Source organism: Kitasatospora sp. NPDC127067, assembly GCF_042724755.1.
In the GTDB taxonomy this organism is placed as follows: Bacteria; Actinomycetota; Actinomycetes; order Streptomycetales; family Streptomycetaceae; genus Kitasatospora; species Kitasatospora lactacystinica.
On the sequence record NZ_JBHXEM010000054.1, the window covers coordinates 1 to 24,917 of the forward strand.

25 protein-coding genes and 1 pseudogene are annotated in these 24,917 nt (G+C 73.8%); 15 read left to right on the forward strand and 11 right to left on the reverse strand.

Going from position 1 to position 24,917, the window contains the following annotated elements; all coding sequences use genetic code 11:
• A pseudogene (locus tag ACFWJ4_RS21890) lies at positions 1–302 on the forward strand (hypothetical protein); the annotation flags it as partial.
• Positions 303–381: 79 nt separating this feature from the next.
• Here the strand turns inward: ACFWJ4_RS21890 and ACFWJ4_RS21895 are convergent.
• Positions 382–1,320 carry an LAETG motif-containing sortase-dependent surface protein gene (locus tag ACFWJ4_RS21895; protein WP_380546218.1) on the reverse strand — a complete coding sequence of 313 codons (939 nt, stop codon included), beginning with the start codon at positions 1,318–1,320 and terminating at the stop codon, positions 382–384.
• Between the two features lie 183 nt (positions 1,321–1,503).
• Here ACFWJ4_RS21895 and ACFWJ4_RS21900 point away from each other — a divergent pair, with 183 nt between their 5' ends.
• Both ACFWJ4_RS21900 and ACFWJ4_RS21905 read left to right on the forward strand, forming a co-directional pair.
• Positions 1,504–1,734, forward strand: coding sequence for a hypothetical protein (locus ACFWJ4_RS21900; RefSeq protein ID WP_359898022.1), 231 nt, complete (start codon positions 1,504–1,506; stop codon positions 1,732–1,734).
• Positions 1,735–1,754: 20 nt separating this feature from the next.
• On the forward strand, positions 1,755–3,065 hold the full coding sequence (locus ACFWJ4_RS21905; protein WP_380546220.1) for an amidase: 1,311 nt from the start codon (positions 1,755–1,757) through the stop codon (positions 3,063–3,065).
• Positions 3,066–3,101: 36 nt separating this feature from the next.
• Here ACFWJ4_RS21905 and ACFWJ4_RS21910 read toward each other — a convergent pair whose 3' ends face one another.
• Positions 3,102–3,755, reverse strand: a complete 654-nt coding sequence (locus ACFWJ4_RS21910; protein ID WP_380546222.1) for a TetR/AcrR family transcriptional regulator — start codon at positions 3,753–3,755, stop codon at positions 3,102–3,104.
• Between the two features lie 153 nt (positions 3,756–3,908).
• On the opposite strand from ACFWJ4_RS21910, the gene ACFWJ4_RS21915 reads away from it, so the two are divergent.
• Both ACFWJ4_RS21915 and ACFWJ4_RS21920 read left to right on the forward strand, forming a co-directional pair.
• On the forward strand, positions 3,909–4,775 hold the full coding sequence (locus ACFWJ4_RS21915) for an alpha/beta hydrolase (RefSeq protein WP_380546223.1): 867 nt from the start codon (positions 3,909–3,911) through the stop codon (positions 4,773–4,775).
• Positions 4,772–5,380 carry a TIGR03086 family metal-binding protein gene (locus ACFWJ4_RS21920; protein WP_380546225.1) on the forward strand — a complete coding sequence of 203 codons (609 nt, stop codon included), beginning with the start codon at positions 4,772–4,774 and terminating at the stop codon, positions 5,378–5,380. Before ACFWJ4_RS21915 ends, ACFWJ4_RS21920 begins: the two co-directional genes overlap by 4 nt.
• Before the next feature lie 64 nt (positions 5,381–5,444).
• Here ACFWJ4_RS21920 and ACFWJ4_RS21925 read toward each other — a convergent pair whose 3' ends face one another.
• Positions 5,445–5,588, reverse strand: coding sequence for a hypothetical protein (locus ACFWJ4_RS21925; protein WP_380546227.1), 144 nt, complete (start codon positions 5,586–5,588; stop codon positions 5,445–5,447).
• Between the two features lie 203 nt (positions 5,589–5,791).
• Between ACFWJ4_RS21925 and ACFWJ4_RS21930 the strand changes: the two genes are divergently transcribed.
• A complete protein-coding gene (locus tag ACFWJ4_RS21930; protein WP_359898011.1) occupies positions 5,792–6,613 on the forward strand; it encodes an integrase in 822 nt (273 codons plus the stop codon).
• Between the two features lie 126 nt (positions 6,614–6,739).
• Here ACFWJ4_RS21930 and ACFWJ4_RS21935 read toward each other — a convergent pair whose 3' ends face one another.
• A complete protein-coding gene (locus tag ACFWJ4_RS21935; protein ID WP_380546229.1) occupies positions 6,740–7,699 on the reverse strand; it encodes a pirin family protein in 960 nt (319 codons plus the stop codon).
• Positions 7,700–7,822: 123 nt separating this feature from the next.
• Positions 7,823–8,326 carry an SseB family protein gene (locus ACFWJ4_RS21940; protein WP_380546231.1) on the reverse strand — a complete coding sequence of 168 codons (504 nt, stop codon included), beginning with the start codon at positions 8,324–8,326 and terminating at the stop codon, positions 7,823–7,825.
• 213 nt (positions 8,327–8,539) lie between these two features.
• Between ACFWJ4_RS21940 and ACFWJ4_RS21945 the strand changes: the two genes are divergently transcribed.
• Both ACFWJ4_RS21945 and ACFWJ4_RS21950 read left to right on the forward strand, forming a co-directional pair.
• A complete protein-coding gene (locus tag ACFWJ4_RS21945) occupies positions 8,540–10,369 on the forward strand; it encodes an acyl-CoA dehydrogenase (protein WP_380546233.1) in 1,830 nt (609 codons plus the stop codon).
• Positions 10,370–10,650: 281 nt separating this feature from the next.
• Positions 10,651–11,958: a M18 family aminopeptidase gene (locus ACFWJ4_RS21950; protein ID WP_380546235.1), complete on the forward strand. Its 1,308-nt coding sequence runs from the start codon at positions 10,651–10,653 to the stop codon at positions 11,956–11,958.
• A gap of 88 nt (positions 11,959–12,046) precedes the next feature.
• Here the strand turns inward: ACFWJ4_RS21950 and ACFWJ4_RS21955 are convergent, their stop codons facing one another.
• The gene (locus tag ACFWJ4_RS21955; protein ID WP_380546237.1) at positions 12,047–13,882 is read right to left on the reverse strand and encodes an NHL domain-containing thioredoxin family protein; all 1,836 of its coding nucleotides are present in this window, start codon (positions 13,880–13,882) and stop codon (positions 12,047–12,049) included.
• Positions 13,883–13,889: 7 nt separating this feature from the next.
• Positions 13,890–14,462 carry a GNAT family N-acetyltransferase gene (locus ACFWJ4_RS21960; protein ID WP_380546239.1) on the reverse strand — a complete coding sequence of 191 codons (573 nt, stop codon included), beginning with the start codon at positions 14,460–14,462 and terminating at the stop codon, positions 13,890–13,892.
• A 128-nt stretch (positions 14,463–14,590) separates the two neighbouring features.
• On the opposite strand from ACFWJ4_RS21960, the gene ACFWJ4_RS21965 reads away from it, so the two are divergent.
• Positions 14,591–15,079, forward strand: coding sequence for an LURP-one-related/scramblase family protein (locus ACFWJ4_RS21965; protein ID WP_380546241.1), 489 nt, complete (start codon positions 14,591–14,593; stop codon positions 15,077–15,079).
• A gap of 140 nt (positions 15,080–15,219) precedes the next feature.
• On the forward strand, positions 15,220–15,642 hold the full coding sequence (locus ACFWJ4_RS21970; protein ID WP_359898002.1) for a DUF350 domain-containing protein: 423 nt from the start codon (positions 15,220–15,222) through the stop codon (positions 15,640–15,642).
• A gap of 27 nt (positions 15,643–15,669) precedes the next feature.
• Here the strand turns inward: ACFWJ4_RS21970 and ACFWJ4_RS21975 are convergent, their stop codons facing one another.
• Entirely contained in the window at positions 15,670–16,017 is a 348-nt protein-coding gene (locus ACFWJ4_RS21975; protein WP_380546243.1) for a winged helix-turn-helix transcriptional regulator, read from the reverse strand.
• A gap of 106 nt (positions 16,018–16,123) precedes the next feature.
• Here ACFWJ4_RS21975 and ACFWJ4_RS21980 point away from each other — a divergent pair, with 106 nt between their 5' ends.
• Together ACFWJ4_RS21980 and ACFWJ4_RS21985 are read left to right on the forward strand one after the other, a co-directional pair.
• Positions 16,124–17,014, forward strand: a complete 891-nt coding sequence (locus ACFWJ4_RS21980) for an NAD(P)-dependent oxidoreductase (RefSeq protein WP_380546245.1) — start codon at positions 16,124–16,126, stop codon at positions 17,012–17,014.
• Between the two features lie 23 nt (positions 17,015–17,037).
• On the forward strand, positions 17,038–17,607 hold the full coding sequence (locus ACFWJ4_RS21985) for a GNAT family N-acetyltransferase (protein ID WP_380546247.1): 570 nt from the start codon (positions 17,038–17,040) through the stop codon (positions 17,605–17,607).
• A 76-nt stretch (positions 17,608–17,683) separates the two neighbouring features.
• Here the strand turns inward: ACFWJ4_RS21985 and ACFWJ4_RS21990 are convergent, their stop codons facing one another.
• Positions 17,684–18,739 (reverse strand): aldo/keto reductase, encoded by a 1,056-nt coding sequence (locus ACFWJ4_RS21990; protein WP_380546248.1) that lies wholly within the window; start codon positions 18,737–18,739, stop codon positions 17,684–17,686.
• A gap of 153 nt (positions 18,740–18,892) precedes the next feature.
• On the opposite strand from ACFWJ4_RS21990, the gene ACFWJ4_RS21995 reads away from it, so the two are divergent.
• The 3 genes from ACFWJ4_RS21995 (at position 18,893) to ACFWJ4_RS22005 (ending at position 21,968) form a co-directional block, all read left to right on the forward strand.
• Entirely contained in the window at positions 18,893–19,846 is a 954-nt protein-coding gene (locus tag ACFWJ4_RS21995; protein WP_380546250.1) for a hypothetical protein, read from the forward strand.
• An 82-nt stretch (positions 19,847–19,928) separates the two neighbouring features.
• Positions 19,929–21,023, forward strand: a complete 1,095-nt coding sequence (locus ACFWJ4_RS22000) for an NAD(P)/FAD-dependent oxidoreductase (protein WP_380546252.1) — start codon at positions 19,929–19,931, stop codon at positions 21,021–21,023.
• 42 nt (positions 21,024–21,065) lie between these two features.
• Positions 21,066–21,968, forward strand: coding sequence for a class I SAM-dependent methyltransferase (locus ACFWJ4_RS22005; RefSeq protein ID WP_380546254.1), 903 nt, complete (start codon positions 21,066–21,068; stop codon positions 21,966–21,968).
• A gap of 85 nt (positions 21,969–22,053) precedes the next feature.
• Here ACFWJ4_RS22005 and ACFWJ4_RS22010 read toward each other — a convergent pair whose 3' ends face one another.
• Both ACFWJ4_RS22010 and metG read right to left on the reverse strand, forming a co-directional pair.
• Positions 22,054–22,893 (reverse strand): alpha/beta fold hydrolase, encoded by an 840-nt coding sequence (locus tag ACFWJ4_RS22010; protein WP_380546256.1) that lies wholly within the window; start codon positions 22,891–22,893, stop codon positions 22,054–22,056.
• Between the two features lie 98 nt (positions 22,894–22,991).
• Entirely contained in the window at positions 22,992–24,725 is a 1,734-nt protein-coding gene (gene metG, locus ACFWJ4_RS22015) for a methionine--tRNA ligase (protein ID WP_380546258.1), read from the reverse strand.
• Positions 24,726–24,917 lie beyond the last annotated feature (192 nt).

The window sequence follows — 24,917 nt, forward strand, 5'->3', positions numbered from 1 at the left end:
GCCGCACCCGCCGCGGCCGCGCCACCGTCCCGGCCCGCGTCCTCGCCGCCCACCGTCCCCGCCGCGACGGCCACCCGTACGACACCCACGTTCTGCCCTGCCGTCCCAGTGCCCCGACGCTGCGCCCGGTCGACCTGGACACCCTCCCCGACCTCACCGCCGAATCCGGCCGCGGCCTCTTCCTCATCCACGCGCTCACCGACCACGTCCAGCTGCGCAACCACCCGCTGCGCGGGGCGATCGTCAGCTTCGACAAGATCCTGAAGTGGCAGGACGGGGCGCTGCTGCGCGCGGCGTCGTAGGGCGTGTGGGGCCCGGCGGCCGGAAACGACGAGGGGCGCGGGCTGTGGGCCCGCGCCCCTCGGGGTCGACCGGGGAGGGTCAGCTCCGGGTGGCCGACTTGCGGCGGCGCAGGGCGACCAGGGTGCCGGCGCCGACGGCCAGGACGGCCGCGCCGCCGAGGGCGATCGGCAGGGTGCTGGAGCTGGAGCCGGTCTCGGCCAGGTGCGGGCCGCCGGAGGGCGAGGGGGAGGCGGTGGCGGCCGGGGCGTTGGTGGCCGGGGCGGTGGTGGCCGTCGTGGCACCGGCCTCGCCCACGTTGAACTCGCCCAGGTAGTCGTCGAGGAACTGGGTGCACGCCTGCGGCTTGTTGTTGGCCGGAGTCGGGACCTTGTCGTTGTCGAAGGCGTCCGAGCCGGCTTCGTAGTTCGCGCCGTAGTGACCGACCGGGGCCTTGGCGGTGGCGGCGATCCGGACCTTGTAGGTGATCTTCTCGCCCTTGGCCAGCTTGAAGTCGGGCACCAGGAGGGCCCGGTCGTCGAGCTTGGCGGGCTTCCAGCCGGACCCGGTGTCCAGCTGGACGTCGAAGAACTCGGTGCTCCACTGGACCGGACGGTCCCCGAACTCATCGGTCACGTAGAGGGAGTTGTGGACGACGGGGAGGTCGACGCCGCTCTTGTTCTCCCAGGTCATGGTCATCTCGGCGGCTTGGCCGCCCTTGACCAGGGTGGTGCCGTACAGGCCGGTGCCGGTGACCTTGAGCAGGTTGCTCTGGTAGACGCCCCCGTGGCAGCGGTTGTCGACGGTCGGCGTCGGCACCGGCCGGGTCGGCAGGTTCGTCGGCTTGGCGGTGGCCGTCGGGGCCGGGCTGCCGGGGGTGGTGGCGCCGGCGCTCGGCGGGGTGGAGGCCGACGGCGTGGCCGTGGCGCCGGCGCTCGGAGAGGCGGTGATGCCCACGGCACCGGCGGTGGCGGCGCCGACGGTGGCGCCGAGCGAGAGTGCCACCAGCGTGGACGCGGCCAGGAGTCGGGAATTGCGCACGGTGAAGGTCCCCCATTTTTGGATGAAATTTGGCTGAAATCAGGCGAATTGAGGCCATGGCCGAGCCGTTGGCACTGGTCGCGACCGCGCACCCTACCGTGCTGCTGTGGCTGGATTTCGACCAGGGGACGTTCTGCCGTCCTCCGGTTGCCGGGCGCGCGCGGCGGTCGGACGATGGGGGGCATGATGCACCAGATGCGAGCCGAGTACGGCGCCGGCGGCGAGGCCGGCGGGGTGCGGCTGTGGCACGTGGTCCGGGGTGAGGAGAGCGTGGCGATGTGCGGCCGCGAGCTCGATCCGCAGGCGCGGGTGCGGTCGGCGGTGGACTGGGGGAAGACCCCGGAGCTGTGCTGCCACACCTGTGGGGCGTACTTCCTGCGCGAGGCGCCGTACCTGGCGGCCGAGCACCCGTAAACGGCGCTACCGTGCTCGGCATGGAGGAATCCCTCGTCCGGCCGCGGCCGTTGACCGACGAGGCCGCCGGGCTGCGCGCCGGTGTGCCGGAACTTTCCGAGTACGTCGACCGGTTGTGCGCGCTGGTCGAGCGGGTGGACCCGCTGATCCACGCGTTCGTGCCGGAGCCCGGCCGGCACGAGCGGCTGCGGGCGCAGGCGCGGGAGCTGGCCGCGCGGTACCCGGAGCCGGACGGGCGGCCGCCGCTGTACGGGGTGGCGGTGGGCGTCAAGGACATCGTGCGCGTGGACGGGCTGCCCACGCACGGCGGTTCGGCGCTGCCGCCCGGGGTGCTGGCCGGGCCGCAGGCCGTGGTGGTGGACCGGCTGCGGGCGGCGGGGGCGCTGGTCGCGGGCAAGACGGTGACCGCCGAGTTCGCCGCGAGCGCCCCGGGCCCGACCCGCAATCCGCACCGTCCGGGGCACACCCCGGGCGGCTCCAGCAGCGGTTCGGCGGCGGCGGTCGCGGCCGGGCTGGTGCCGCTGGCGATCGGCACCCAGACGGTCGGCTCGGTGATCCGCCCGGCCGCGTACTGCGGGGTGGTGGGCTTCCGGCCGACGTACGGGCGGATCCCGATCGCGGGGGTGATCCCGAACGCGCCGAGCTTCGACACCCTGGGGACCTTCACCGCCGACCTGGCGGGCGCCGCCCTGGTGGCCCCGCTGCTGTGCGACGACTGGCGGCCGGAGCGCGGCGAGTCGCCCGGACCCGTGCTCGGGGTGCCGGACGGCACGTACCTGGAGTACGCCGAACCGGCCGCGCTGCAGGCCTTCGAGGAGCAGCTGGCACGGCTGGCGCGGGCCGGGTTCACGGTGCGCCGGGTCGAGCTGTTCCCCGACTTCGCCGGGATCACCCGGCGGCTGCAGACGGTCAACCGCTTCGAGCTGGCCCGCGGCCACGTCGACTGGTTCGCCCGCTTCGGCGGGCTCTACCGGCCGGAGACGGTGGCGGGCATCCGGGCCGGCCGGGCCGTCGCGGCCGAGGACCGGGAGGCCGCCCTGCGGTTCCGGGAGCGGCTGGTCGAACGGGTGGCCGCGGCGGGTGCGGCGGCCGGGGTGGACCTGTGGCTGGCGCCCTCGGCGACCGGCGGGGCGCCGGAGGGCCTGCACAGCACCGGGGACGCGGTGATGTCGCTGCCGTGGAGCTTCCTCGGGCGGCCCGCGCTGAGCCTGCCGGCCGGGCGGACCGCGGAGGGGCTGCCGCTGGGGCTCCAGGTGGTCGGCGCGGTGGGCGGCGACGAGCGGCTGCTGGCCCAGGCGGCCTTCATCGAAGGGGTATTGGCGGGGCGTTAGGGCGTCTCTGACAATTCGCGCACCCGGCGGGAATTGTCAGACACGCCCCTGGGCGAGCGCCGGGTCGGCCGGGTCGGTGGCCTCGGCGCGCAGCAGGCGCAGCAGCAGGCGGCCGGCCCGCTCGTACGGGGCGTCCTCGTCGTGCAGCACGGCCTGGGAGTTGGCCGTCTCCAGGACCGCGATCAGGGCGAAGGCGAGGTCCCCGAGGTCGGTGTCGGGGCGCAGGCCACCGGTGGCCCGGGCGGCGTCGAGGGCCTCGACGACGGTGTCGGACCACTCCCGGGCGCAGCCGGCCAGGGCGTCCCGGACGGGGCCGGGGCGGGCGTCGAACTCGGCGGTGACCTCGTAGAAGAAGCAGCCGCCGGGGAAGACCCGGGCGCGGGAGTAGGCGAGCCAGCTCTCGCAGAGGGCGCGGGCCCGGGCGAGGCCGGGCGGGACGTCGGCGACCGGGGCGACGACGGCGTCGGCGAAGATCCGGCGGGCGGCCCGGACGGTGGCGAGCTGCAGCTCCTCCTTGGAGCCGAAGCCGGCGAAGACGCCGCTCTTGCTGAGCCCGAGGTCGGTGGCGAGGCGGCCGATGGAGAGCGCGTCCAGGCCCTCGACGGAGGCGATGGAGACGGCGCGGCGCAGCACCGCCCGGCGGGTCTCCTCGCCGCGCAGGACCCGTCCGTCGGTGGTCGGTCCGGCCATCGTCCGCCCCTGTTCTGCTCGTCGTGCGTGCCGCCCAGGTTAGTGCGTGGACCTCTGGGTCCTCGGAAAGCCTCTGAAAACTGCACGAACGGTCGTGCTAATATCTCGCCGCGAGCGAGGCGTGACAAGGAGCGCGGAGAGCAGGGAGATCCGATGGACCCGGTTCAGGCACTGATCCGTACGACCCTCAACCCCACGGCCCGGATCGCTCCCGGCCTGGCCGGGCGGGCCGCCTTCGAACTGTTCATGCACCCGGTGCGGCGCAGCCGGGTGCGCGACTCGGAGCGGGAGGTGCACGGGCGGGCGGTCACCGAGCGGCTCGCCGTGGGCGGCAAACCGGTGGTCGGCTACCGCTGGGGGAGCGGCGAGCGGCCGGTCCTGCTGCTGCACGGCTGGCGCTCCCGGGCCTCCCGGTTCGCCCCGTACGTGCCCCGGCTGCGGGCGCTCGGGCTGAGCGCCGTCGCCTTCGACGCGCCGGGCCACGGCGACTCCGGCGGCCGGACCACCAGCGTGCTGGAGTACCGCGAGCTCGCGCTGCAACTCCAGGAGCGGTACGGGCCGTTCGAGGCTGTGGTGGCGCACTCGCTCGGCGTCTGCGCGGCCTTCGGGGCGCTGGCCGACGGCCTGCGGGCCGGGCGGCTGGCGGCCGTCTCCGGGGTGTCCCGGGTCGGCTTCTTCCCGGCCGCGTTCTGTGCCGGGCTCGGGCTGAACGCCGAGGTCGAGCGGGCGCTGCGGGAGCGGATCGAGCGGGAGCTGTTCGGCGGGGACGCCGGGGGCTGGGAACGCTACGACGCGGCGCGCCGGGTCGAGGCGGTCGCCGGGCCGGTGCTGGTGGTGCACGACGAGGGCGACGGCATCGTCCCACCGAGCGAGGCGCAGCGGCTGCGCGGGGCGTACGGGGAGCGGCTGGACCTGGTGGTCACTCAGGGGCTCGGCCACCGCAGGATCATCGCGGAGCCGACCGTCGTTGATCAGGTGATCGGATTCATCTCTGCCGGCCGGGAGGTCGCTGTCGCATGAGGATCGTCGAACTGCACGCACAGGCCATGGAGTTGGCCGTCCAGGTGGTGGACGGCCTACGGCCGGACCAGCTCGACCTGCCCACCCCCTGCGCCGGGTGGACGCTGCGCAAGCTGCTGGAGCACTGCGTCGGCCAGCACCAGGGCTTCGCCGCGGCCGCCCGCGGTGCCGGGCCCGACCTCGCGCTGTTCGCGGACGCCCCGCTCGGCGCGGACCCGGCGGGCGCCTTCCGCCGCACCGGCACCGACCTCGTCGAGGCCTTCCGGGCGGCGGCAGCCGAGGACCGGCCGCTCTGGCTGCCCGAGATCCGCGACGGCGGCCCGTTCCCGTTCACCCAGGCGGTGGGCTTCCACCTGCTGGACACCCTGGTGCACGGCTGGGACGTCGCCGCAGTGCTGGGCACCGCGGACGGGCTGGTCGCGGCGGTGGACGGCGACGACGCGCTGGCCGCCGCGCTGCTGACGGTGACCGAGGCCGTCCCGAACACCGAGGAACACCGGGCGCCCGGCCGGGCCTTCGGCCCGGGGCTCGAACCCGGCGGCGGCGACGGCCGGTTCGACCGCGCCCTGGCGCTGCTCGGCCGCGACCCGGCCTGGAAGCCGTAGCGGCTCGGGGCGCGGGGCTGCAGGGCGTCCTAGGGTTTCCGGGACGCAGGGGATCCCGGAAACCCTAGGACGCCCGGGTGGCCCCGGTGCCCCGGGTGTCGGGGCCGCGCTGCTCGTCGGGGAAGCGCGGCCCGCCGATCAGGAAGAGCAGGGCGGCGGTCGGGAAGCCGAGCGAGGCGGCCAGCAACACGATGAACTGCCAGAACATCTTCCGCTCCTCGTCAGTCGCGGGCGGCCCGGACACCCGAAGGTGATCCCAAACCCGGCCCGCTCCGATTGGCCGAATCGTCCGGTCACTGTCCGACGGTATGGCCGAATCACCCCGGCTGCCACCGGGCGTCGCGCCCCGGCCCGCGCCACACCGGCGCACGGGTCTGGGCGCGGGCCACGCGCGGCGGCCACACTGTCGGGATGCAGCTACAGCTCGCAGGGGAAGCACGGCGGCCCGACCGCGAGAGCGAGGACTTCGTGGCGGCCTCGCCGGAGGCGCTGGTCCTGCTGGACGGCGCGAGCTCGCCGGCCGGTCTGGAGTCCGGGTGCCGGCACGGGACGGCCTGGTACGTGCGCCGGCTGGGCGTGCACCTGCTCGCCCGGCTCACCGACCGGGCGGACCGTTCGATCGCCGAGTGCCTGGCCGACGCCATCGTGGAGACGGCCGCGCTGCACGGCGGCCGCTGCGACCTCGCCCACCCCAACACCCCCGCCGCGATGGTCGTCGCGGCCCGGCGGCACGGCGAGGCGCTGGAGTACCTGGTGCTCGGCGACTCCCTGCTGGTGCTGGAGTTGAAGGACGGTCCGCCGAAGGTGATCGGGGACAACCAGCGCTTCCCCGGCGGGGAGGAGCTGCGCCACCAGGTCTGGGAGACCGTCCCCGGCTCGGCCGAGCGGGCCGCGCTGCACCTGGAGTACGCGATGGCCGTACGCGCCGCCCGCAACCGGGGCGCCGGCCCGTGGATCGCCGCCGCGAGCCCCCGGGCGGCCGAGCACGCCGAGACCGGCTTCGTCCGGCTGGACCGGCTGCACGCGCTGGCGGCCCTCACCGACGGTGCCTCGCGCTACACCGAGCGCTTCGGGCTGGGCAGTTGGGGCGACGTGCTGCGGCTGCTCGCCGAGTCGGGGCCGGGCGAGCTGATCGCCCAGGTCCGGGCGGTGGAGCGGGCGGACGCCGGCTGCGAGCGCTGGCCGCGCGGCAAGACGCACGACGACGCCTCGGCCCTCTACGCGCTGCTGTAGCGGAGCCGGGACCCGGACCGCGCGCCGGGTCGGGCGGCGCAGAGACGACAGAACGACAGAACGGCGGAACGGCGGAACGGCCGCAGGCGACACCTGCGACCGTTCCGCCGTTTCCGCTCCGGGCCCTCAGTGGCCGTCGGCGGGGACGGTGCCGAGCCGGCCGGCCTGGAAGTCCTCCATGGCCTGCTGGAGTTCGCGGTGGCTGTTCATCACGAACGGGCCGTACCAGGCGACGGGCTCGCGGATCGGGAGGCCGCCGAGGAGGACGACCTCGAAGTTGGCGTTGCGCGAGTCCTGCTTCTCGTCGGCGCGCAGGGTGATGGAGTCGCCGTCGCCGAAGACGACGGCCTGGCCCATGTGGAACGGGCGCCGCTCGGTGCCGGCCGAGCCGCTGCCCGCGAGGCCGTAGGCGAGGGCGTTGAAGTCGGCGCGCCAGGGCAGGGTGATCTGGGCGCCGGGGCTGATCGACGCGTGGATCATGGTGATCGGGGTGTGGGTGGTGCCGGGGCCCTGGTGGCCGTCGAGCTCGCCCGCGATGACCCGGAGCAGGGCGCCGCCGTCCTCGGTGCTGAGCAGCTTGACGCTGCCGCCGCGGATGTCCTGGTACTTCGGGGCGATCATCTTGTCCGAGGCGGGCAGGTTCACCCACAGCTGGAGGCCGTGGAAGAGGCCGCCGGACATCACCAGCGACTCCGGCGGGCTCTCGATGTGCAGCAGGCCGGAGCCGGCCGTCATCCACTGGGTGTCGCCGTCGGTGATGGTGCCGCCGCCGCCGTGCGAGTCCTGGTGGATGAACGTTCCGTCGATGATGTAGGTGACGGTCTCGAAGCCGCGGTGCGGGTGCCAGGGGGTGCCCTTGGGCTCGCCGGCCGCGTAGTCCACCTCGCCCATCTGGTCCATCATGATGAACGGGTCGAGGTACTTGGTGTTGATCTTGGCGAAGGCGCGGCGGACGGGGAAGCCCTCGCCTTCGAAGCCCTCGGGGGCGGTCGCCACGGTGAGGACCGGCCGTGCGCTCGTGACGGCGGGGTCCGGCGTGGTGACGCGCGGGAGGGTCAGCGGGTTGTCGACGGTCACGGCGGGCATGTCGGCCTCCTTCGGGGGGTGTCTGGCCTACGTGCACGAGGTTAGTTCAATTCTCAACAACAAGCAAGTTGAAAATTGAACTATGTAGTGACGGAGGAGCGGGGGCTCCTCTTCCAGGATGGGTCAGCCGTACATCCGGCGCATCGTGAAGTCGACCATCTGCTCGACGGCCTTGGCGTCGAACACCATCCGGTGCTCGCCCTCCATGTCCAGCGCGAAGCCGTAGCCGGTCGGCAGCAGGTCCAGGACCTCGGCGCCGGTCACGGTGAAGTGCTTGGACTCCTTGCCCGCGTAGCGGCGCAGCTCCTTCAGCGAGCTGAACATCGGGATCACCGGCGTCGGGGTGTTGTGCAGCGCCAGGAAGCCGGGGCGGTCGCCGCGGGGGCAGTGCACCTTCGAGGTGATGAAGATCGCCTGGAAGTCCTCGACCGCCATCGAGCCGGTGGTGAAGGCCCGCACGGCGTCCGCGAGTGAGGGCGGCGAGGGTTCGGGGTACAGGGACTGCTGGGGGGCCTGCGACTGCCCGCCGTAGGCGTCGGGTCCGGGCATGCCGTTCATGCCCTGCTGCGGTCCCGCCTGCTGCTGGTAGGGGTCGCCCGGGTATGTGTTCTGGTCATATCCGTACACACGGACAGGCTAGCGGGAGCGCACCCTCTTGTGCTGGCATCGATCCTGACAAGGAGTGGTCGCCCCGACTGTGGGACGTGACCACGTTCATAGCGGATTCACCGGCGGGGGCTTGCCCAAGTTACCGCTGGGTAGCATCATGATGCCTACTGGTGGGTACGGGACGCCGGAACGCGGCGGTCTCCCGGAAGCGACGAACCGGAGATAACGGCCATGGGTCACTACAAGTCCAACCTGCGGGACGTGGAGTTCAACCTCTTCGAGGTGTTCGGCCGCGAGCAGGTGTACGGCACCGGACCGTTCGCGGACATGGACGTCGAGACCGCGAAGAACATCCTCAGCGAGATCGCACGCCTCGCCGAGAACGACCTCGCGGCGTCCTTCGCCGACACCGACCGCAACCCGCCGGTGTTCGACCCGGAGACCAACACCGCGCCGGTCCCGGCCGCCTTCAAGAAGAGCTACCAGACCTTCATGGACGCCGAGTGGTGGCGTCTGGGCATCCCGGAGTCGATCGGTGGCCAGGTCACCCCGAACTCGCTGATCTGGGCCTTCGCCGAGCAGATCCTGGGCTCCAACCCGGCCATCTGGATGTACTCCTCCGGCCCGGCCTTCGCCGGCGTCATCGCCGAGGAGGGCACCGAGGAGCAGCTCGAGGTCGCCAAGCGGATGACCGACCGCCTGTGGGGCTCCACCATGGTCCTCACCGAGCCCGACGCGGGCTCCGACGTGGGCGCCGGCCGCACCAAGGCGATCCAGCAGGAGGACGGCTCCTGGCACATCGAGGGCGTGAAGCGCTTCATCACCTCGGGCGAGCACGACATGTCCGAGAACATCATCCACATGGTGCTGGCCCGCCCCGAGGGCGGCAAGCCGGGCACCAAGGGCCTGGGCCTGTTCATCGTCCCCAAGTTCGACTTCGACTGGGAGACCGGCGAGCTGGGCGAGCGCAACGGCGTCTACGCCACCAACGTCGAGCACAAGATGGGCCTCAAGGCCTCGAACACCTGCGAGATGACCTTCGGTGCCAAGCACCCGGCCAAGGGCTGGCTGCTCGGCGAGAAGGTCGACGGCATCCGCCAGATGTTCAAGATCATCGAGTTCGCCCGCATGATGGTCGGCACGAAGGCCATCGCCACCCTCTCCACCGGCTACCTGAACGCCCTGGAGTACGCCAAGGAGCGCGTGCAGGGCGCCGACATATCGCAGTTCCTGGACAAGACCGCCCCGCGCGTCACCATCACCCACCACCCGGACGTGCGCCGCTCGCTGCTGACCCAGAAGGCCTACGCCGAGGGCATGCGCGCGCTGGTCCTGTTCACCGCGTCCACCCAGGACGACATGATGGCCGCCAAGCTGCGCGGCGAGCGCGACGAGGCCGCCGAGCGCCTCAACGACCTGCTGCTGCCGATCGTCAAGGGCTACGGCTCGGAGAAGTCCTACGAGCAGCTCGCCCAGTCGCTCCAGACCTTCGGCGGCTCCGGGTACCTCCAGGAGTACCCGATCGAGCAGTACATCCGGGACGCCAAGATCGACACCCTGTACGAGGGCACCACGGCGATCCAGGGCCAGGACTTCTTCTTCCGCAAGATCGTCAAGGACGGCGGCCAGGCGCTCACCGCGCTGAACGAGCAGATCCAGAAGTTCATCGGCTCCGCCGAGGGCGGCGACGCCCTGGCCGCCGAGCGCGACCTGCTCGCCAAGGCCGCGGGCGACCTGGAGGCCATCGTCGGCAAGCTGATCGCCGACCTGACCTCGGTCGAGCAGGACGTCAAGAACATGTACAAGGTGGGCCTCAACACCACCCGCCTGCTGATGGTCTCCGGCGACGTCGTGGTCGGCTGGCTGCTGCTGCGCCAGGCCGCGGTGGCCCTGGCCAAGCTGGAGGCCGGCGCCTCGGAGAAGGACGTCCCCTTCTACCAGGGCAAGGTCGCGGCGGCCCGCTTCTTCGCCAAGAACGTCCTGCCGACCGTCGCCCCGCAGCGACTGATCGCCGAGGGCATCGACAACGAGATCATGGAGCTGGCGGAGGAGGCCTTCTAGGCCACCCGTCCCGGGGCCACCCGCCACCGCCCTTCCCGGGCGCGCCGGGCGGGACGCCTCCCGGCATTCGAACCGCCTGACACACCCTCGCACCGAAGGGCCCGGCTGCCACCGGGCCCTTCGGTGTGTCCGCGGCCGCGGTCAGGAGGACGGAAACCACCGGCCGCGCGGGCCGGTTCGCGGTTGAGGCGTTCCGAATGCCGTGTCCGTGTACGGGCATATGCTCAGGTGCGAAGTCGACTCCCCATCCGGCTTCGGCCCTCACTCGACCCAGGAGCAGTATGTCGACCGCCGCCCGCCAGGCATTTTTCGACCGGACGCACAGCGACGACCTGATCGCGTTCCTCGGTACCTCGCCCTCGCCGTACCACGCGGTGGCGAGCGCCGCGGAGCGGCTGGAGAAGGCGGGCTTCCGGCAGGTCGCCGAGACGGACGCGTGGGACGACGCGGCCGGCGGGCGCTACCTGATCCGCGGGGGCGCGCTGATCGCCTGGTACCTGCCGCAGGGGGCGGGCCCCGAGACCCCGTTCCGGATCGTCGGCACCCACACCGACTCGCCCAACCTGCGGGTCAAGCCCGTCCCGGACACCGGTTCCGAGGGCTGGCGGCAGGTCGCGGTGGAGATCTACGGCGGCGTCCCGCTGAACACCTGGCTCGACCGCGACCTCGGCCTCTCCGGCCGGCTCGCGCTCAAGGACGGCACCGTCCGGCTGGTCCAGCTGGACGAGCCGCTGCTGCGCGTCCCGCAGCTCGCCATCCACCTGGACCGCCAGGTCAACGAGGGCATGAAGCTCGACAAGCAGCGCCACCTCACCCCGATCTGGGGCCTCGGCCCGGTCGACGAGGGCGCGCTGATCTCCTACGTCGCCGGGCGGGCCGGTCTGACCGCCGCCGACGTGGTCGGCTGGGACCTCATGACCCACGACGTCCAGCCCGCCTCCTACCTGGGCCGCGACCGCGAGCTGCTGGCCGCCCCGCGCCTGGACAACCTGCTCTCGGTGCACGCCGCCACCGCCGCGCTCGCCGCCGTCGCCACCGCCGACGGCGCCGCCGACCTGCCGTACATCCCGGTGCTGGCCGCCTTCGACCACGAGGAGACCGGCAGCGAGTCCGACACCGGCGCGCAGAGCCCCCTGCTCGGCAACGTCATGGACCGGACGATCCACGCGCGCGGCGGCACCACCGAGGACCGGGCCCGGGCGCTCGCCGGCACCGTCTGCCTCTCCTCGGACATGGGCCACGCCGTCCACCCGAACTACAGCGAGCGGCACGAGCCGGGCCACCACCCGATGCCGAACGGCGGGCCGATCCTCAAGGTCAACGTCAACAACCGCTACGCGACCGACGGCGTCGGCCGGGCGGTGTTCGCGGCCGCCTGCGAGAAGGCCGGCGTGCCGTGGCAGAGCTTCGTCTCCAACAACGCCATGCCCTGCGGGACGACGATCGGCCCGATCACGGCGGCGCGACTGGGCATCAGGACGGTGGACTGCGGCATCGCGGCGCTCTCCATGCACTCGGCGCGCGAGCTGTGCGGGGCGGAGGACCCGTACCTGCTGGCGAGCGCGCTCAAGGCCTTCCTGGAGGGCTGAGAACGGCGGCGAGCGGGGCCCGGCGGTCGTCCGCCGGGCCCCTTCGCGTCGTTCCGCGCCGTTCCGCGAAGCCGCGCGTCGTCCGGTGTTACTCCATCCCGGCGAGGACCAGCGGCAGGCGGCGGGCGCCGTCGGCCACCAGCGTCACCGGCACGCCCCAGTCCTGCTGGTGCACGTGGCAGGCCGGGTACTCGATCTCCGGGTCGTCGTCGCAGGAGGCGGCCATCGCCGAGACGTGCAGCACGCCCTCGGTGACCTCGGCGGAGAGCACCAGTTCACGGGAGAGGTCGGTGTCCGCGCCCGCGCCGGAGACCAGCAGCTCGGGCGGGGTCGCGCTGACCAGCAGCCGGGTGGAGGGGCCGTAGCGCTCGTCCAGCTTCTGGCCGTTCGGCGCCTCGAAGACCACGTCCAGCCGGAAGGCGCCCGGGGCGACCTCGGTGGCCGCGCGCCGGGTGCGGTGCGCCACCGACTCGACCTGCACCGCCTCCTCCGGCAGCCGAAGCCTGGTCAGCCGGTGCCGGGCCGACTCGACCACCACGATGTCCCCGTCCACCAGGACCGCCCCGGAGGGCTCGCGCAGGTCGGTGGCCAGGGTGCTGACCTCGCCGCTCGCCGGGTCGTAGCGGCGCAGCGCGTGGTTGTAGGTGTCGGCGACGGCCACCGAGCCGTCCGGCAGCACGGTGACGCCCAGCGGGTGCTGGAACAGTGCCTGACCGGCCGCGCCGTCGCGGTGGCCGAAGTCGAACAGGCCGGTGCCGACGGCGGTGCGGACCGCCTTTGTTTCACGTGAAACCCAGCGCAGCGAGGAGGTCTCGGAGTCGGCGACCCAGAGCCGCTCGCCGTCCGCCGACACCGCGAGGCCGGACGGCTGGGCGAACCAGGCCTCGGCGGCGGACCCGTCCACCAGGCCCTCGTTGGTGGTGCCGGCCGCGACCGCGACGGTGCCGGCGGCCGGGTCGTACGACCACAGCTGGTGCACGCCGGCCATCGCGATCCACACCCGGCCGTCGAACCAGGCGACGTCCCACGGCGAGGAGAGGTCCACCTCGCGGGCCGGGCCCTCGGTGGCCGAGCCCTGCCACCACTGGCGGCCGGTGCCGGCCAGGGTGGTCACCCGGCCGTCGGCGAGGCGGACACCGCGCAGGGCGTGGTTGACGGTGTCGGCCACGACCACGTCGTAGTCGTACGGGTGGCCCTCGGGGAGCAGCGCGAGGCCCTGCGGCTCGCTGAACCGCGGGCCGGCGCCGTCCGCGCCGTCGCCGTCCACCAGGCCGCGCTGCCCGTCGCCGATCCGGCGCACCACCGTCTCGCCGTCCTCGGCCAGCTCGACCAGCGAGTGGTGGCCGGAGTCGGCGACCAGGAAGTGGCCGTTCGGCAGCCGGACCGCCTTGCCGGGGAACTTGAGGTCCCCGGCGCTCGGCTCCGGCGCCACGTACGGGCCGTCGCCGCGGCGCAGCGTGCCCTTCGCGGCGTGCTCGGCCTCCAGCTCCTCGACCAGCCGGGCGAGCGCGTGGGCGTGGCCCTCGCCGGCGTGCTGGGCGACCACGTAGCCCTCCGGGTCGATCACCACCAGCGTCGGCCAGGCCCGGACGGCGTACTGCTTCCAGGTCACCAGCGCCGGGTCGTCCAGCACCGGGTGGTGCACCTCGTAGCGGGCGACGGCGTCGACGACCGCCTGGTGGTCGGCCTCGTGCACGAACTTCGGCGAGTGCACCCCGACGATCACCACGGTGTCGCGGTGCTTCTCCTCCAGCTCCCGCAGCTCGTCCAGGACGTGCAGACAGTTGATGCAGCAGAAGGTCCAGAAGTCCAGGATGGTGATCTTGCCCCGGAAGTCGGCGAGCGCGAGCTCCTTGCCGCCGGTGTTCAGCCAACCGCCTGCCCCGACCAGCTCGGGGGCGCGTACACGTGCACGAGATGCCATGCGTCAATCAAACCGCACGCCGGGTGCCCGCATTCCGGGCGTGCCGGGTGAGGTCGGACTGCCAGCGGGTCTCGCCGTCCTGGGTGCGGGCGGTGGGGTGCAGGCCGAGGGCGCGGGCGACGGCGGCGGAGGCGTGGTGGTCGGGGTGGATGTGGGCGGCAGTGGTGGTGACGCCGGCGTCGGCGAGGTGGGCGAGCAGGGTGCGGGCGGCCTCGGTGGCCAGGCCGCGGCCCTGCCAGGGGGTGCCGACCACCCAGGCGACCTCGGCCTCGGAGGCGTCGGGGCGGACGGTGGCCTGCACGTAGCCGGTGAGGGCGCCGTCGGCGCGCAGCCGCAGCACCCAGTTGCCCCAGGCCTCGGCCGGGTCGGGGGAGCCGGCGGCGAGCCGGGCGCAGCGGGCGCGCTGCTCCTCGACGGTGGCCGGGCGGCCGCCGGTGAAGGCGTGCAGGGCCGGGTCGGCGAGCGCGGCCGCCAGCTCCTCGGCGTGCCCGGGGGCGATCGGCAGCAGGTCGAGGCGCTCGCTGCGCAGCTCGGCGGTGGTGAGGCCGCTGGTGAGGCCGTTGGTGAGGTCGGGGTGCATGGCGGTATTGAAGGGGATCGGGGGCCGCCGTGCGACGGGGTTTTCGGCCGGTGCTCCGTGGCGGTGCTTCTCCGCGGCCGGGCGCTCGGGGTCGAATGGGGCGACGTCAACACGGAGGAGGTCGCACGGTGCGGTATCTGGTCAGGGAGAAGCTGTTCGCGGTCGGCGACGACTACTGGATCGAGGACGACCGGGGGCACAAGGCGTTCCTGGTGGACGGCAAGGTCCTGCGGCTGCGGGACACCTTCGAGCTGAAGGACGCGCACGGGCGGGTGGTCGCGGTGGTGAGGGAGAAGATGCTCACCGTCCGCGACGCGATGAGGATCGAGGACGCCGACGGCGAGGTGGTCGCCACCGTCCGGGAGAAGCTGTTCACCCCGTTCCGGGACAAGTACCTGGTGGAGCTGGCCTCCGGCGGCGAGCTGAAGATCCACGGCAACCTGATCGACAAGGACTACCGGGTCGAGAACCAGCACGGCGACGAGCTGGCCCGGATCAGCCGCAAGTGGTTCCGGATCCGGGACACCTACGGGGTGGAGATCGCCGACGGCGCGGACGCCGGTCTGCTGCTGGCCGTCGCGGCCTGCGTCGACCACCTGGTGCAGGAGGAGGACTGACCCGTCCCCGGTTTCCCGGCCTCCGGTCCGCCCCTCACCCGGGTGGGGTATCTTTTGCCAACCCTTGACCAGGCCGGTCGGGGGCCCCGACCGGCCTGGTCGAGGGGGACGGCGTGAGCGGACCGGGGGCTGGAACCACGATGAACGACATCCTGCACGGGCTCGGTGCGGCGGCGGCCTACGGCACCCTCGGCGTGGTGCTGCTGCTCCTCGGCATCGGCCTGGTCGACCTGCTGACGCCCGGCAAGCTCGGCCGGCAGATCTGGGTCGAGCGCAACCGCAACGCCGCCGTCCTGCTCAGCTCCGCCCTGCTCGGCATCGGCGGCATCGTCTTCACCGCGATCATGTACACCTATGCCGACTTCGCCAAGGGCCTGGTGTCGACGGCCTGCTACGGCCTGCTCGGGCTGGTGCTGATGGCCGTCGCGTTCTGGCTGGTGGACCTGCTGACGCCGGGCAGGCTCGGCGAGATCCTGGTCGATCCGGAGCCGCACCCGGCGGTGTGGGTGTCCGCGGCCTGCAACATCGCGGTGGCGGCGGTGGTGTCGGCCGCGATCGCGTAGGCCCGGGCCGCGCTGCGCCGGGCCGCGCTACGCCGGGCGGGGCGCCTCGCCCAGGACGTGCTCCCGCCCCCAGTCCCCCAGCGGCCCCAGCGCCGTGTTGAGGCGGCGCCCCGCCCCGGTCAGCGCGTACTCGACCCGGGGCGGCACCTCGTCGTACGCCTCCCGATGCACGATGCCGTGCGCCTCCATCTCGCGCAGGTGCGCGGCCAGCACCTTCTCGGTGATCCCCGGCAGCAGCCGGCGCAGCTCGCCGAAGCGGCAGTGCGGGCGTTCGCCCAGGGCCCAGAGGATCGACACCTTCCACTTGCCGCCGATCACGTCCATCGCGGCGTCGGTCCCGCAGACGTGCGCCCCAGGCCTCGACACGATCGCCATGCCCACCCCTTCCGGCCCCTGCCAGCTCGATGCTCACCCCAGGGTAACCACCCACTTCGAAGTGCGTACTTGATCGTTTCCAGGGCCGGCGCGGAGGCTGACTGCCATGGCAACCAACCCCGTTGAGAACACCCCCAGGACCCCGCTCACCCTGCTCGGCCTCGGCGCGATGGGCACCGCGCTGGCCGAGGCCTGGCTCGCCGCCGGGCACCCGCTGACCGTCTGGAACCGCACCGCCGCCCGTGCCGACGGACTCGCCGCCCGCGGCGCCACCGTCGCCGCCACCGTCGCGGGGGCCGTCGCCGCGAACCGGCTGGTCGTCGTCTGCCTGCTCGACGACGCCTCCGTGCCGGCGGCGCTGGACGGCGTCGACCTGACCGGCAAGGACCTGGTCAACCTGGTCACCAGCACTCCCGGGCAGGCCCGTGCCCGGGCCGCCTGGGCCGAGGAGCGCGGCGCCCGCTACCTGGACGGCGGGATCATGGCCGTCCCGCCGATGATCGGCGTCCCGGCGGCCGGGGCGTACGTGTTCTACAGCGGCTCGTCCGAGCTGTTCGAGGAGCACGGGGGCACCCTCGCCGTCCCGGCCGGCACCCGCTACGTGGGCGCCGACGCCGGGTACGCGGCGCTGCACGACGTGGCGCTGCTCAGCGGGATGTACGGGATGTTCGCCGGGATCGCGCACGCCTTCGCGCTGGTCCGCGGCGAGGCCGTGGCGCCGAGCGGGCTGGCGCCGCTGCTGGGCGACTGGCTGGCCGCGATGTCCGGTTCGGTGGCCAGGACGGCGGCGCAGCTGGAGAGCGGCGACTACGCCCGGGACGTGGTGTCCAATCTGGCGATGCAGGTGGCCGGCAAGGAGACGCTGCTGCGCACCGCCGAGGAGCAGCGGGTGAGTGCCGAACTCCTCGAACCGTACTTCCGGTTGATGGAGCGCCGACTGGAGGTCGGTGGCGGCGGCGAGGACCTGACCGGGGTCGTCGACCTGCTGCGACGGTGAGGGCCGGCCGGTAACGTACCGGCATGGCAGACCTCGAAGAACGCGCCACCGTCGTCGCGTCCGAACCAGGGCAGGCCGGGGCGGGGGTGGTCGTCAGACCGCGCCGCGCCGACGACCTCGCCGACTGCGTCCGGGTGCTGGGCGACGTCCACACCGTCGACGGCTATCCCGCCGACTGGCCCGACCGCCCCGCCGCCTGGCTGACCCCGGACGGCCTGCTCGCCGCCTGGATCGCCGAGTCGGACGGCCGGCTCAGCGGACACGTCGGCCTGGCCCGCAGCGCCCCGGGCGACCTCGCCCCCGTCCTGTGGAGCGGGCGCACCGGCGGCCGCCCGGAGCTCACCGCCGTGATCGGCCGGCTCTACGTCGCCCCCGGGGCGCGCGGCCACCTGGTCGGCGCCCGGCTGCTGGCCTGTGCCGTGGCGCACGCGCGGGCGCTCGGCCTGCACCCCGTGCTCGACGTGCTCGCCACCGACACCGCCGCCGTGGCCCTCTACCGCCGCCTCGGCTGGACCCACCTCGGCGGCGGCGACCAGCGGTGGGCCTCCGGACGCACCGTCACCGTCCACTGCTTCGCCGCCCCGAGGGGGTGAGTTCCGGCCCGCCCGGCCGTCGTGGCCGGGCGGGCGGAGGCCGGAGAGGCGGGAGGAGACGGGGAGGGCCGGGGACTCAGGCCGCGGGGCGGTCGGACACCGGGCGGCGGCGCAGGGCCGGGGTGGTGAGGGCCGGGGGCTGCCAGACGCCGTCGGCCCGGTAGAGGTCGGTGCCGGGCGGGACGATGGCGTCGATGCGGTCGAGGGTGGCGTCGTCCAGGACCAGGTCGGCGGCCTTGAGGGCCGATTCGAGCTGCGCCGCGGTGCGCGGGCCGATGATCACCGACGTGACGGCCGGGTGGGCCGCCGGGAAGGCGGTGGCCAGCTCGGGGAGGGTGCGGCCGAGCTCCTCGGCGAGGGCGGTGAGGGCCTCGACGGCCTCCAGCTTGGCCGCCGTGGTGGGCAGCTCCGGGTCGAAGCGGTGCGGGTGGAGGGCGGCCCGGCCGCGGGTGAGGTCGATCGGGCGGTCCTTGCGGTAGCGGCCGGTCAGGAAGCCACCGGCGAGCGGGCCCCAGGTCAGCGCGCCCATGCCCAGCCGCTGGACGACGGGCAGCACGTCGCGCTCCACGCCCCGGGCGAGCAGCGAGTACGGCGGCTGCTCGGTGCGGAAGCGCTGCAGGCCGCGGCGCTCGGCGACGTGATGGGCGTCCACGATCTGCTCGGCGGGGAAGGTGGAGCAGCCGAAGGCGCGGATCTTGCCCGCCCGGACGAGGTCGCCGAGGACGGAGAGGGTTTCCTCGATGTCGGTGGTGTGGTCCGGTCGGTGGACCTGGTACAGGTCGATCCACTCGGTCCGCAGCCGACGCAGGCTCTCCTCGACCTCGCGGACGATCCAGCGCCGCGAGTTGCCGCCCCGGTTGTGGCCCTCGCCCATCGGGAAGTGCACCTTGGTGGCGAGCACGATCTCGTCGCGGTCGCCACGGGCGGCCAGTGCCTTGCCGACGATCTCCTCGGACTCGCCGGCCGAGTACATGTCCGCGGTGTCGATGAAGTTGATGCCCCGGTCGACCGCGGTGTCGATCATCCGGGCGCAGTCGTCGTGGTCGGAGTTGCCGACGGAGCCGAACATCATGGTGCCGAGGCAGTAGGTGCTCACCTCGATGCCGGTGCCGCCGAGAACGCGGTAGCGCATGGCCGTTCCCCCTGGTTGGCGATCAGTTGTGTGTCAGAGATTAGGAGTTGGAGTGCGCTCCAGCGCAAACGCGGCTCGGCTCCCTCGGGTGGGGGAGCCGGATCACCGCACCGGGGGAGGAGCGGCGGGGGCGGCGCGGGCGAGCCTGTCGGCATGGTGAGGAACGGGTGGGCGGTGACCGGCTGGGGCCTCGGGTACGCCGGGTTCGGGCTGGGGTGCGCGCTGGGCGGGACGCGGCTGCTGGGGGCGGACTGGCCGGGGTGGGTGGTGGCCGCCGTGGGGGTCGCCTCGGCGGCCGCCGGCGTGGCGGTGGTGCGGCGAAAGCCGGTGCGGGGGCTGCGGTGGCTGCTGTGGCTGGTCTGCGGGGCGGCCGCGGTCGGGGCCTGGGGCCTGCTGATGGACCTGGTGACGCTGCTGTTCGGCCAGCGGGTGGACAGCGTCCCCGACGCGGTGGAGCGCACCCTGGCGGCGGTGGGGGCGGTGCTGCTGGCCCGCACCGCCCCGGGGCTGCGGCCCGGTGCCCGCGGCGGCCCGGACGGCCGGGCCGAACGGGTGGCGCCGGCTCCCGCAGCGGCCCCGCCGATCGTCCAACTCGCCGCCTGGGCGGGCACGCTGGCGTTCGTTCCGTACGTGCTGATGAAGCTGCTCTGGGCGTTCGGCGGCAGCTTCGCCGGGATCAGCGGCGACCAGATGTACGCGAGCTACGTGCACAACGGCTCCTCCGGGCTCTGGCTCGCCCTGGAACGCCGGGGCCTCGACGGCACCGTGCTGCTGGCGCTGCTCGGGGTGTTCCTGCTCTGGGGACTGGTCCGCCCGTGGGGGCAGGTCTTCCCGCGCTGGACCCTGCCGCTGCGCGGCCGCCGGGTGCCGCGCTGGCTGCCGCTCACCCCGGCCCTGCTGGGCGCGGCTTCGCTGGCGCCGTACGGGGTGGTCGGGATCGGCTACCTGACGCTGTGCACCGCCGGGGTGACGCGGATCAGGCTGGGGGAGTTCGCCAGTGAGCAGAGCGCGCTGGAGATCTCCTGGGTCGGGATGTGCGGGTTCGCCGGGTACGGGGTCGCGCTGGCGGTGGCCGCCCGGTCGTACTGGCGGCGGACGAGGGGGTGACCTCGCAGCGGTTTGCTGAGGCGGCAACAAACCTTGCCGATGTTGTAGGGCGGGCCGCAGCCTGGCGGTGGAGGTGAGCGCCATGGGCGAGACGGCAGGGATGGCAGGAACGGTCAGGACGACAGGAACGACCGGGACACCCGGGACGACCGGGATCGGGGAACGCGAGCGCTACGACGTGGTGGTGGTCGGCGCCGGAGCGGCGGGGCTGAACGCCGCGCTGGTGCTGGGCCGGGCCCGTCGCCGGGTCGCCGTGGTGGACGCCGGCGAGCCGCGCAACGCGCCAGCCGCCCACATGCACGGCTACCTGAGCCGGGACGGCATGCCCCCGGCGGCGCTGCTGGCGGTCGGGCGGGAGGAGGTCGCCCGGTACGGGGTGGACCTGATCGACGCCCGGGTCGAGCACATCGAGTCCGTCGAGCACAGCGATCACATCGAGTCCGTCGAGCACAGCGATCACATCGAGTCCGCCGAGCCGGCCGGGTCCGCCGGGTCGGGCTTCGTGGTCCACCTGGCCGGCGGGCCGGTGCTGCACGCGCGCCGGGTGGTCGTCGCCACCGGGCTGCGGGACGGGCTGCCGGAGCTGCCGGGCCTGGTCGAGCGGTGGGGCCAAGACGTGCTGCACTGCCCGTACTGCCACGCCTGGGAGGTCCGCGACCGCCCGCTCGGGGTGCTCGGCACCGGCCCGGGGGCGGTCAACCAGGCGCTGCTGCTGCGGCAGTGGTCGGCGGACGTGGTGCTGCTCGCGCACACCCTGGCGCTGACGGACGCCGAGCGGGAACGGCTCGCGGCCCGGGACGTCCGGGTGGTCGAGGGCCGGATCGTCCGCCTGGTGTCCGACGACGGGCGGCTGCGCGGCGTCGAACTCGCCACCGGGCAGGTGGTGCCGCGCGAGGCGGTGTTCGTCTTCCCGCGGCCGGTGCCCCGGGACGCGCTGCTCTTCGGCCTCGACTGCGCCCGGGACGACGACGGCTGGGTCACCACCGACCGGACCGGCCGCACCAGCCTCCCCGGCGTCTGGGCGGTCGGCAACGTCGCCGACCCGCGTGCCCAGGTGGTCACCGCCGCCGGGATGGGCGCGGCGGCGGCCTTCGCGCTCGACCACGACCTCGTGGCGGAGGAACTCGACCGGGCGGTGCGGAGGTACCGCGCGTCCGGCGCCGCCCTGCCCGCCTGAGCGGGAAGCTTTCGTCAACCCACCCACGATCGGAGAATCCGGATGTCAGCGCAGCAGCACGGCCACTCCCACTCCCACTCCCATGGGCACTCCCACGGCCACGGGCACGTTCCCGCCGCCGACCTCGACTGGGACGCGCTCGCCGCGCACCTGGAGCTGGAGGCCCACCTGCGGGCCGGCGCCGTCACCGAGGCCGGGCGGTGGCTGCTCGGCCTGCACGGGGAGGGCGAGGTGCGGCGGGTCCTCGACGTCGGCAGCGGCCCCGGGGTGATCGCCGGACTGCTGGCGGAGGTCTTCCCGGCGGCCGAGGTGGTGGCGGTCGACCAGTCGGCCGCCCTGCTGGAGCGCGCCCGGACCCGCTCCGGCGGTCGGCTCGGCACCCAACAGGCCGACCTGCCCGAGGAGTTCGGCAAGCTCGGCGAGGCCGACCTGATCTGGTCCGGCAACGCCGTCCACCACCTGGGCGACCAGCAGGCCGCGCTCACCTCGCTCGCCGGGGTGCTGCGGCCCGGCGGTCTGCTCGCCGTCGCGGAGAGCGGCCTGCCGGCGCGCTACCTGCCGCGCGACTTCGGCCTCGGCCGGCCCGGCTTCCAGGCCCGGATGGACGCCGCCCACGAGGACGGCTTCACCGCCATGCGGGCCGAACTGCCCGGCAGCACCCAGGAGATCGAGGACTGGCCGGCCATGCTGCGGCGGGCCGGACTGACCCCGACCGGCACCCGCACCTTCCTGGTCGACCACCCCGCCCCGCTCGCCGGGCCCGTCCGCGGCTACCTGCACACCCAGCTGACCCGGCGCCACGACCAGCTCGCCGAGCAGCTCGACGCCGAGGACCGGGCCACCCTGGAGACCCTGCTCGCCGAGGACGCCCCCACCGGCATCCTGCACCGTCCGGACGCCTTCTACCTGTCCGCGATGACCGTCCACACGGCCCGCCGGGACTGATCCGGCGGCCGCGGGGTCCTCGACCGTACAGCTGGCGACCGTACGGCCCGAGACCGTACGGCCGGAGACCCTACGGCCCGCGGCGTCAGCCCGCGAGGAAGGCGGCCACCGTACGGGTGAAGGCGGCCGGGTCGTCGAGCCACGGGTAGTGGCCGGCGCCGGGCTGGACGGCGGCACGGGCGTGGCGGAACAGCGCGGCCGCGGCGCGGACCGCCCCGGGCCGCGGGTCGGGGTCGTACTCGCCGGCCAACAGCAGCGTCGGCACCGGGAGTTCGGCGACGGCGGCGCGGACGGCGGCGGGCCGGAAGCCGCCGGCGTGGTACGCCGCGGCGGCCTCCGGGTGGCTCTGGACGGCGCAGTCGGCCTCGTGGGCGCGGGCGGTGGCGTTCCAGTCGCCGTGGAAGAGCGGCGCCACGGCGTCGGGGTCGGCGGCGCCGCCGGTGAAGGCGGCGCGGACGGCGGCCCGGGCGGCCGGGTACCACTCCTCGTCGGCGAGGCCGCGGGCCTCGGCCGCCTCGCGGTAGTCGTCCTCGGTGGCGGTGCCGCCGAGGATCCGGAGGCTGGGCGTGACCAGCACCAGCCGGCCGGTGCGCCCGGGGTGCCGCAGCGCGTACAGGGTGGCGAGCGAGCAGCCGGCGGAGTGGGCGAGGAGGTCGGCCCGGTCGAGCCCGAGGTGCGCCCGGAACGCCTCGACGTCGGCCACCTGCCGGTCGACCCGGTAGCCCGCCGGGTCGGCCGGGCGTGCCGATCGGCCCGTGCCGCGCAGGTCGAGGACGTGCAGGGCGCGGTGCGCGCCGAGGCCGCCGAGGTCGCCGAGGTACGCGGCGTCGCGCATCGGGCCGCCGGCGAGGACGAGCAGCGGCTCGCCCTCGCCGAGGACGCGGTAGCCGAGCGGGGTGCCGTCGGGGCCGGTGAAGGTCGTCATCGAAGGATCGTTGCAACCGCCGACCGGCCGGGGCAACGGGAAATCGGCCGGGCGCCGCGCAGCCGGGCCGGCCGGCGCCGCGGGGCCGTTCACACCGGTCAGCCCGCCGAGCCGCCGAAGCGCGCCGTCCAGGCCGCCAGGTCCTCGTCCGTGATCTTGGCGAACAGCACCGGCGGCACCGTGAACGCCGTCCCGGCCGGCACCAGGTCCAGCGCCCGCGCCTCCTGCGGGGCGATCCAGTCCCGGGTGGCGGCCGGGGAGTCCTCGGGCAGCGCGAAGGCCCCGCGCATCGCCGCCGCGGTGGCCGGGATGAACGGTTCGGAGACCACCGCGTACAGGTGGATCAGGTTCATCGCGGTGCGCAGGGTCAGCGCCGCCGCCTCCGGGTCGGTCTTCACCTGCAGCCAGGGCGCCTTCTCGTCCAGGTACGCGTTGCCCGCGCTCCACAGCGCGCGCAGGGCCTGCGCCGCCTTGCGGAAGTTGAGCGCGTCCAGCTGGGCCTCGTACTCGGCGAGCAGCGCGGCGACCTGCTCGCCGAGGCGCTGCTCGGCCTGCCCCGGCGCGTGCCCGCCCGGGACGTCGTCGCCGAAGCGCTTGCGGCTGAAGGAGAGCACCCGGTTGACGAAGTTGCCGAGGGTGTCGGCGAGGTCCTTGTTGACCACCGAGGCGAACAGGTCCCAGGTGAAGCTGGAGTCGTCCGACTCGGGCGCGTGCGCCATCAGGAAGTAGCGCCAGTAGTCGGCGGGCAGCAGCTCCAGCGCGACGTCGGTGAAGACGCCGCGCTTCTGGCTGGTGGAGAACTTCCCGCCGTAGTACGTCAGCCAGTTGAAGGCCTTGACGTAGTCGACCTTCTTCCACGGTCGGCGCGAGCCGAGCAGCGTGGCCGGGAACATCACGGTGTGGAACGGGACGTTGTCCTTGGCCATGAACTCGGTGTAGCGGACGGTCTCGTCGACCTCGTACCACCAGGACTTCCAGTCCCGCAGCTGTCCGGCCGGGGCCGCGTCCGCCCATTCCTTGGTGGCGCCGATGTACTCGATCGGGGCGTCGAACCAGACGTAGAACACCTTGCCCTCGGCGGCCAGTTCGGGCCACACGTCGGCCGGCACCGGGACGCCCCACTCCAGGTCGCGGGTGATCGAGCGGTCCTGGAGGCCCTCGGTCAGCCACTTGCGGGCGATCGAGGAGGCCAGCACCGGCCAGTCGTCGGCGTGGGCGGCGACCCAGTCCTCGACCTCCTCGGTGAGCTTGGACTGGAGCAGGAACAGGTGGCGGGTCTCCCGGACCTCCAGGTCGGAGCTGCCGCTGATCGCCGAGCGCGGCTCCAGCAGGTCGGTCGGGTCGAGCACCCGGGTGCAGTTCTCGCACTGGTCGCCGCGGGCCTTGTCGTAGCCGCAGTGCGGGCAGGTGCCGACGATGTAGCGGTCCGGCAGGAAGCGGCCGTCGGCGTTGGAGTACACCTGGCGGATCGCGCGCTCCTCGATGAAGCCGTTGCGCTGCAGCTCGCGGGCGATCTCCTGGGTGATCTCCCGGTTCTGCGGCGAGGAGCTGCGGCCGAAGTGGTCGAAGGAGAGCCCGAAGCCCTCGTACACCGCCCGCTGCGCTTCGTGTGCCCGGGCGCAGAACTCCGCGACGGGCAACCCGGCTTCCTGGGCGGCCAGTTCGGCGGGCGTGCCGTGCTCGTCGGTGGCGCAGATGAACAGCACCTCGTGCCCTCGTCGGCGCAGGTACCGGGCGTGGACGTCCGCCGGGAGCATGGACCCGACCATGTTGCCCAGGTGCTTGATCCCGTTGATGTACGGAAGGGCGCTGGTGATCAGGTGCCGAGCCATCCTCGGATGCTCCGATTTCTCCCGCACGCGCACCCCACCCGGAGTGCCGTGTCAGGCGCAGGGGTCCACTGTGGGCTGCAAGCCTAGGGCAAGCGGAGGGCCCTGGCGCGCGCGGCGGGCCGGGGCGGACGGCACTTCCGGAGCGGGGTGGACCGCACGTCCGGAGCGGGATGGACCCTGCTTCCGGGCCCG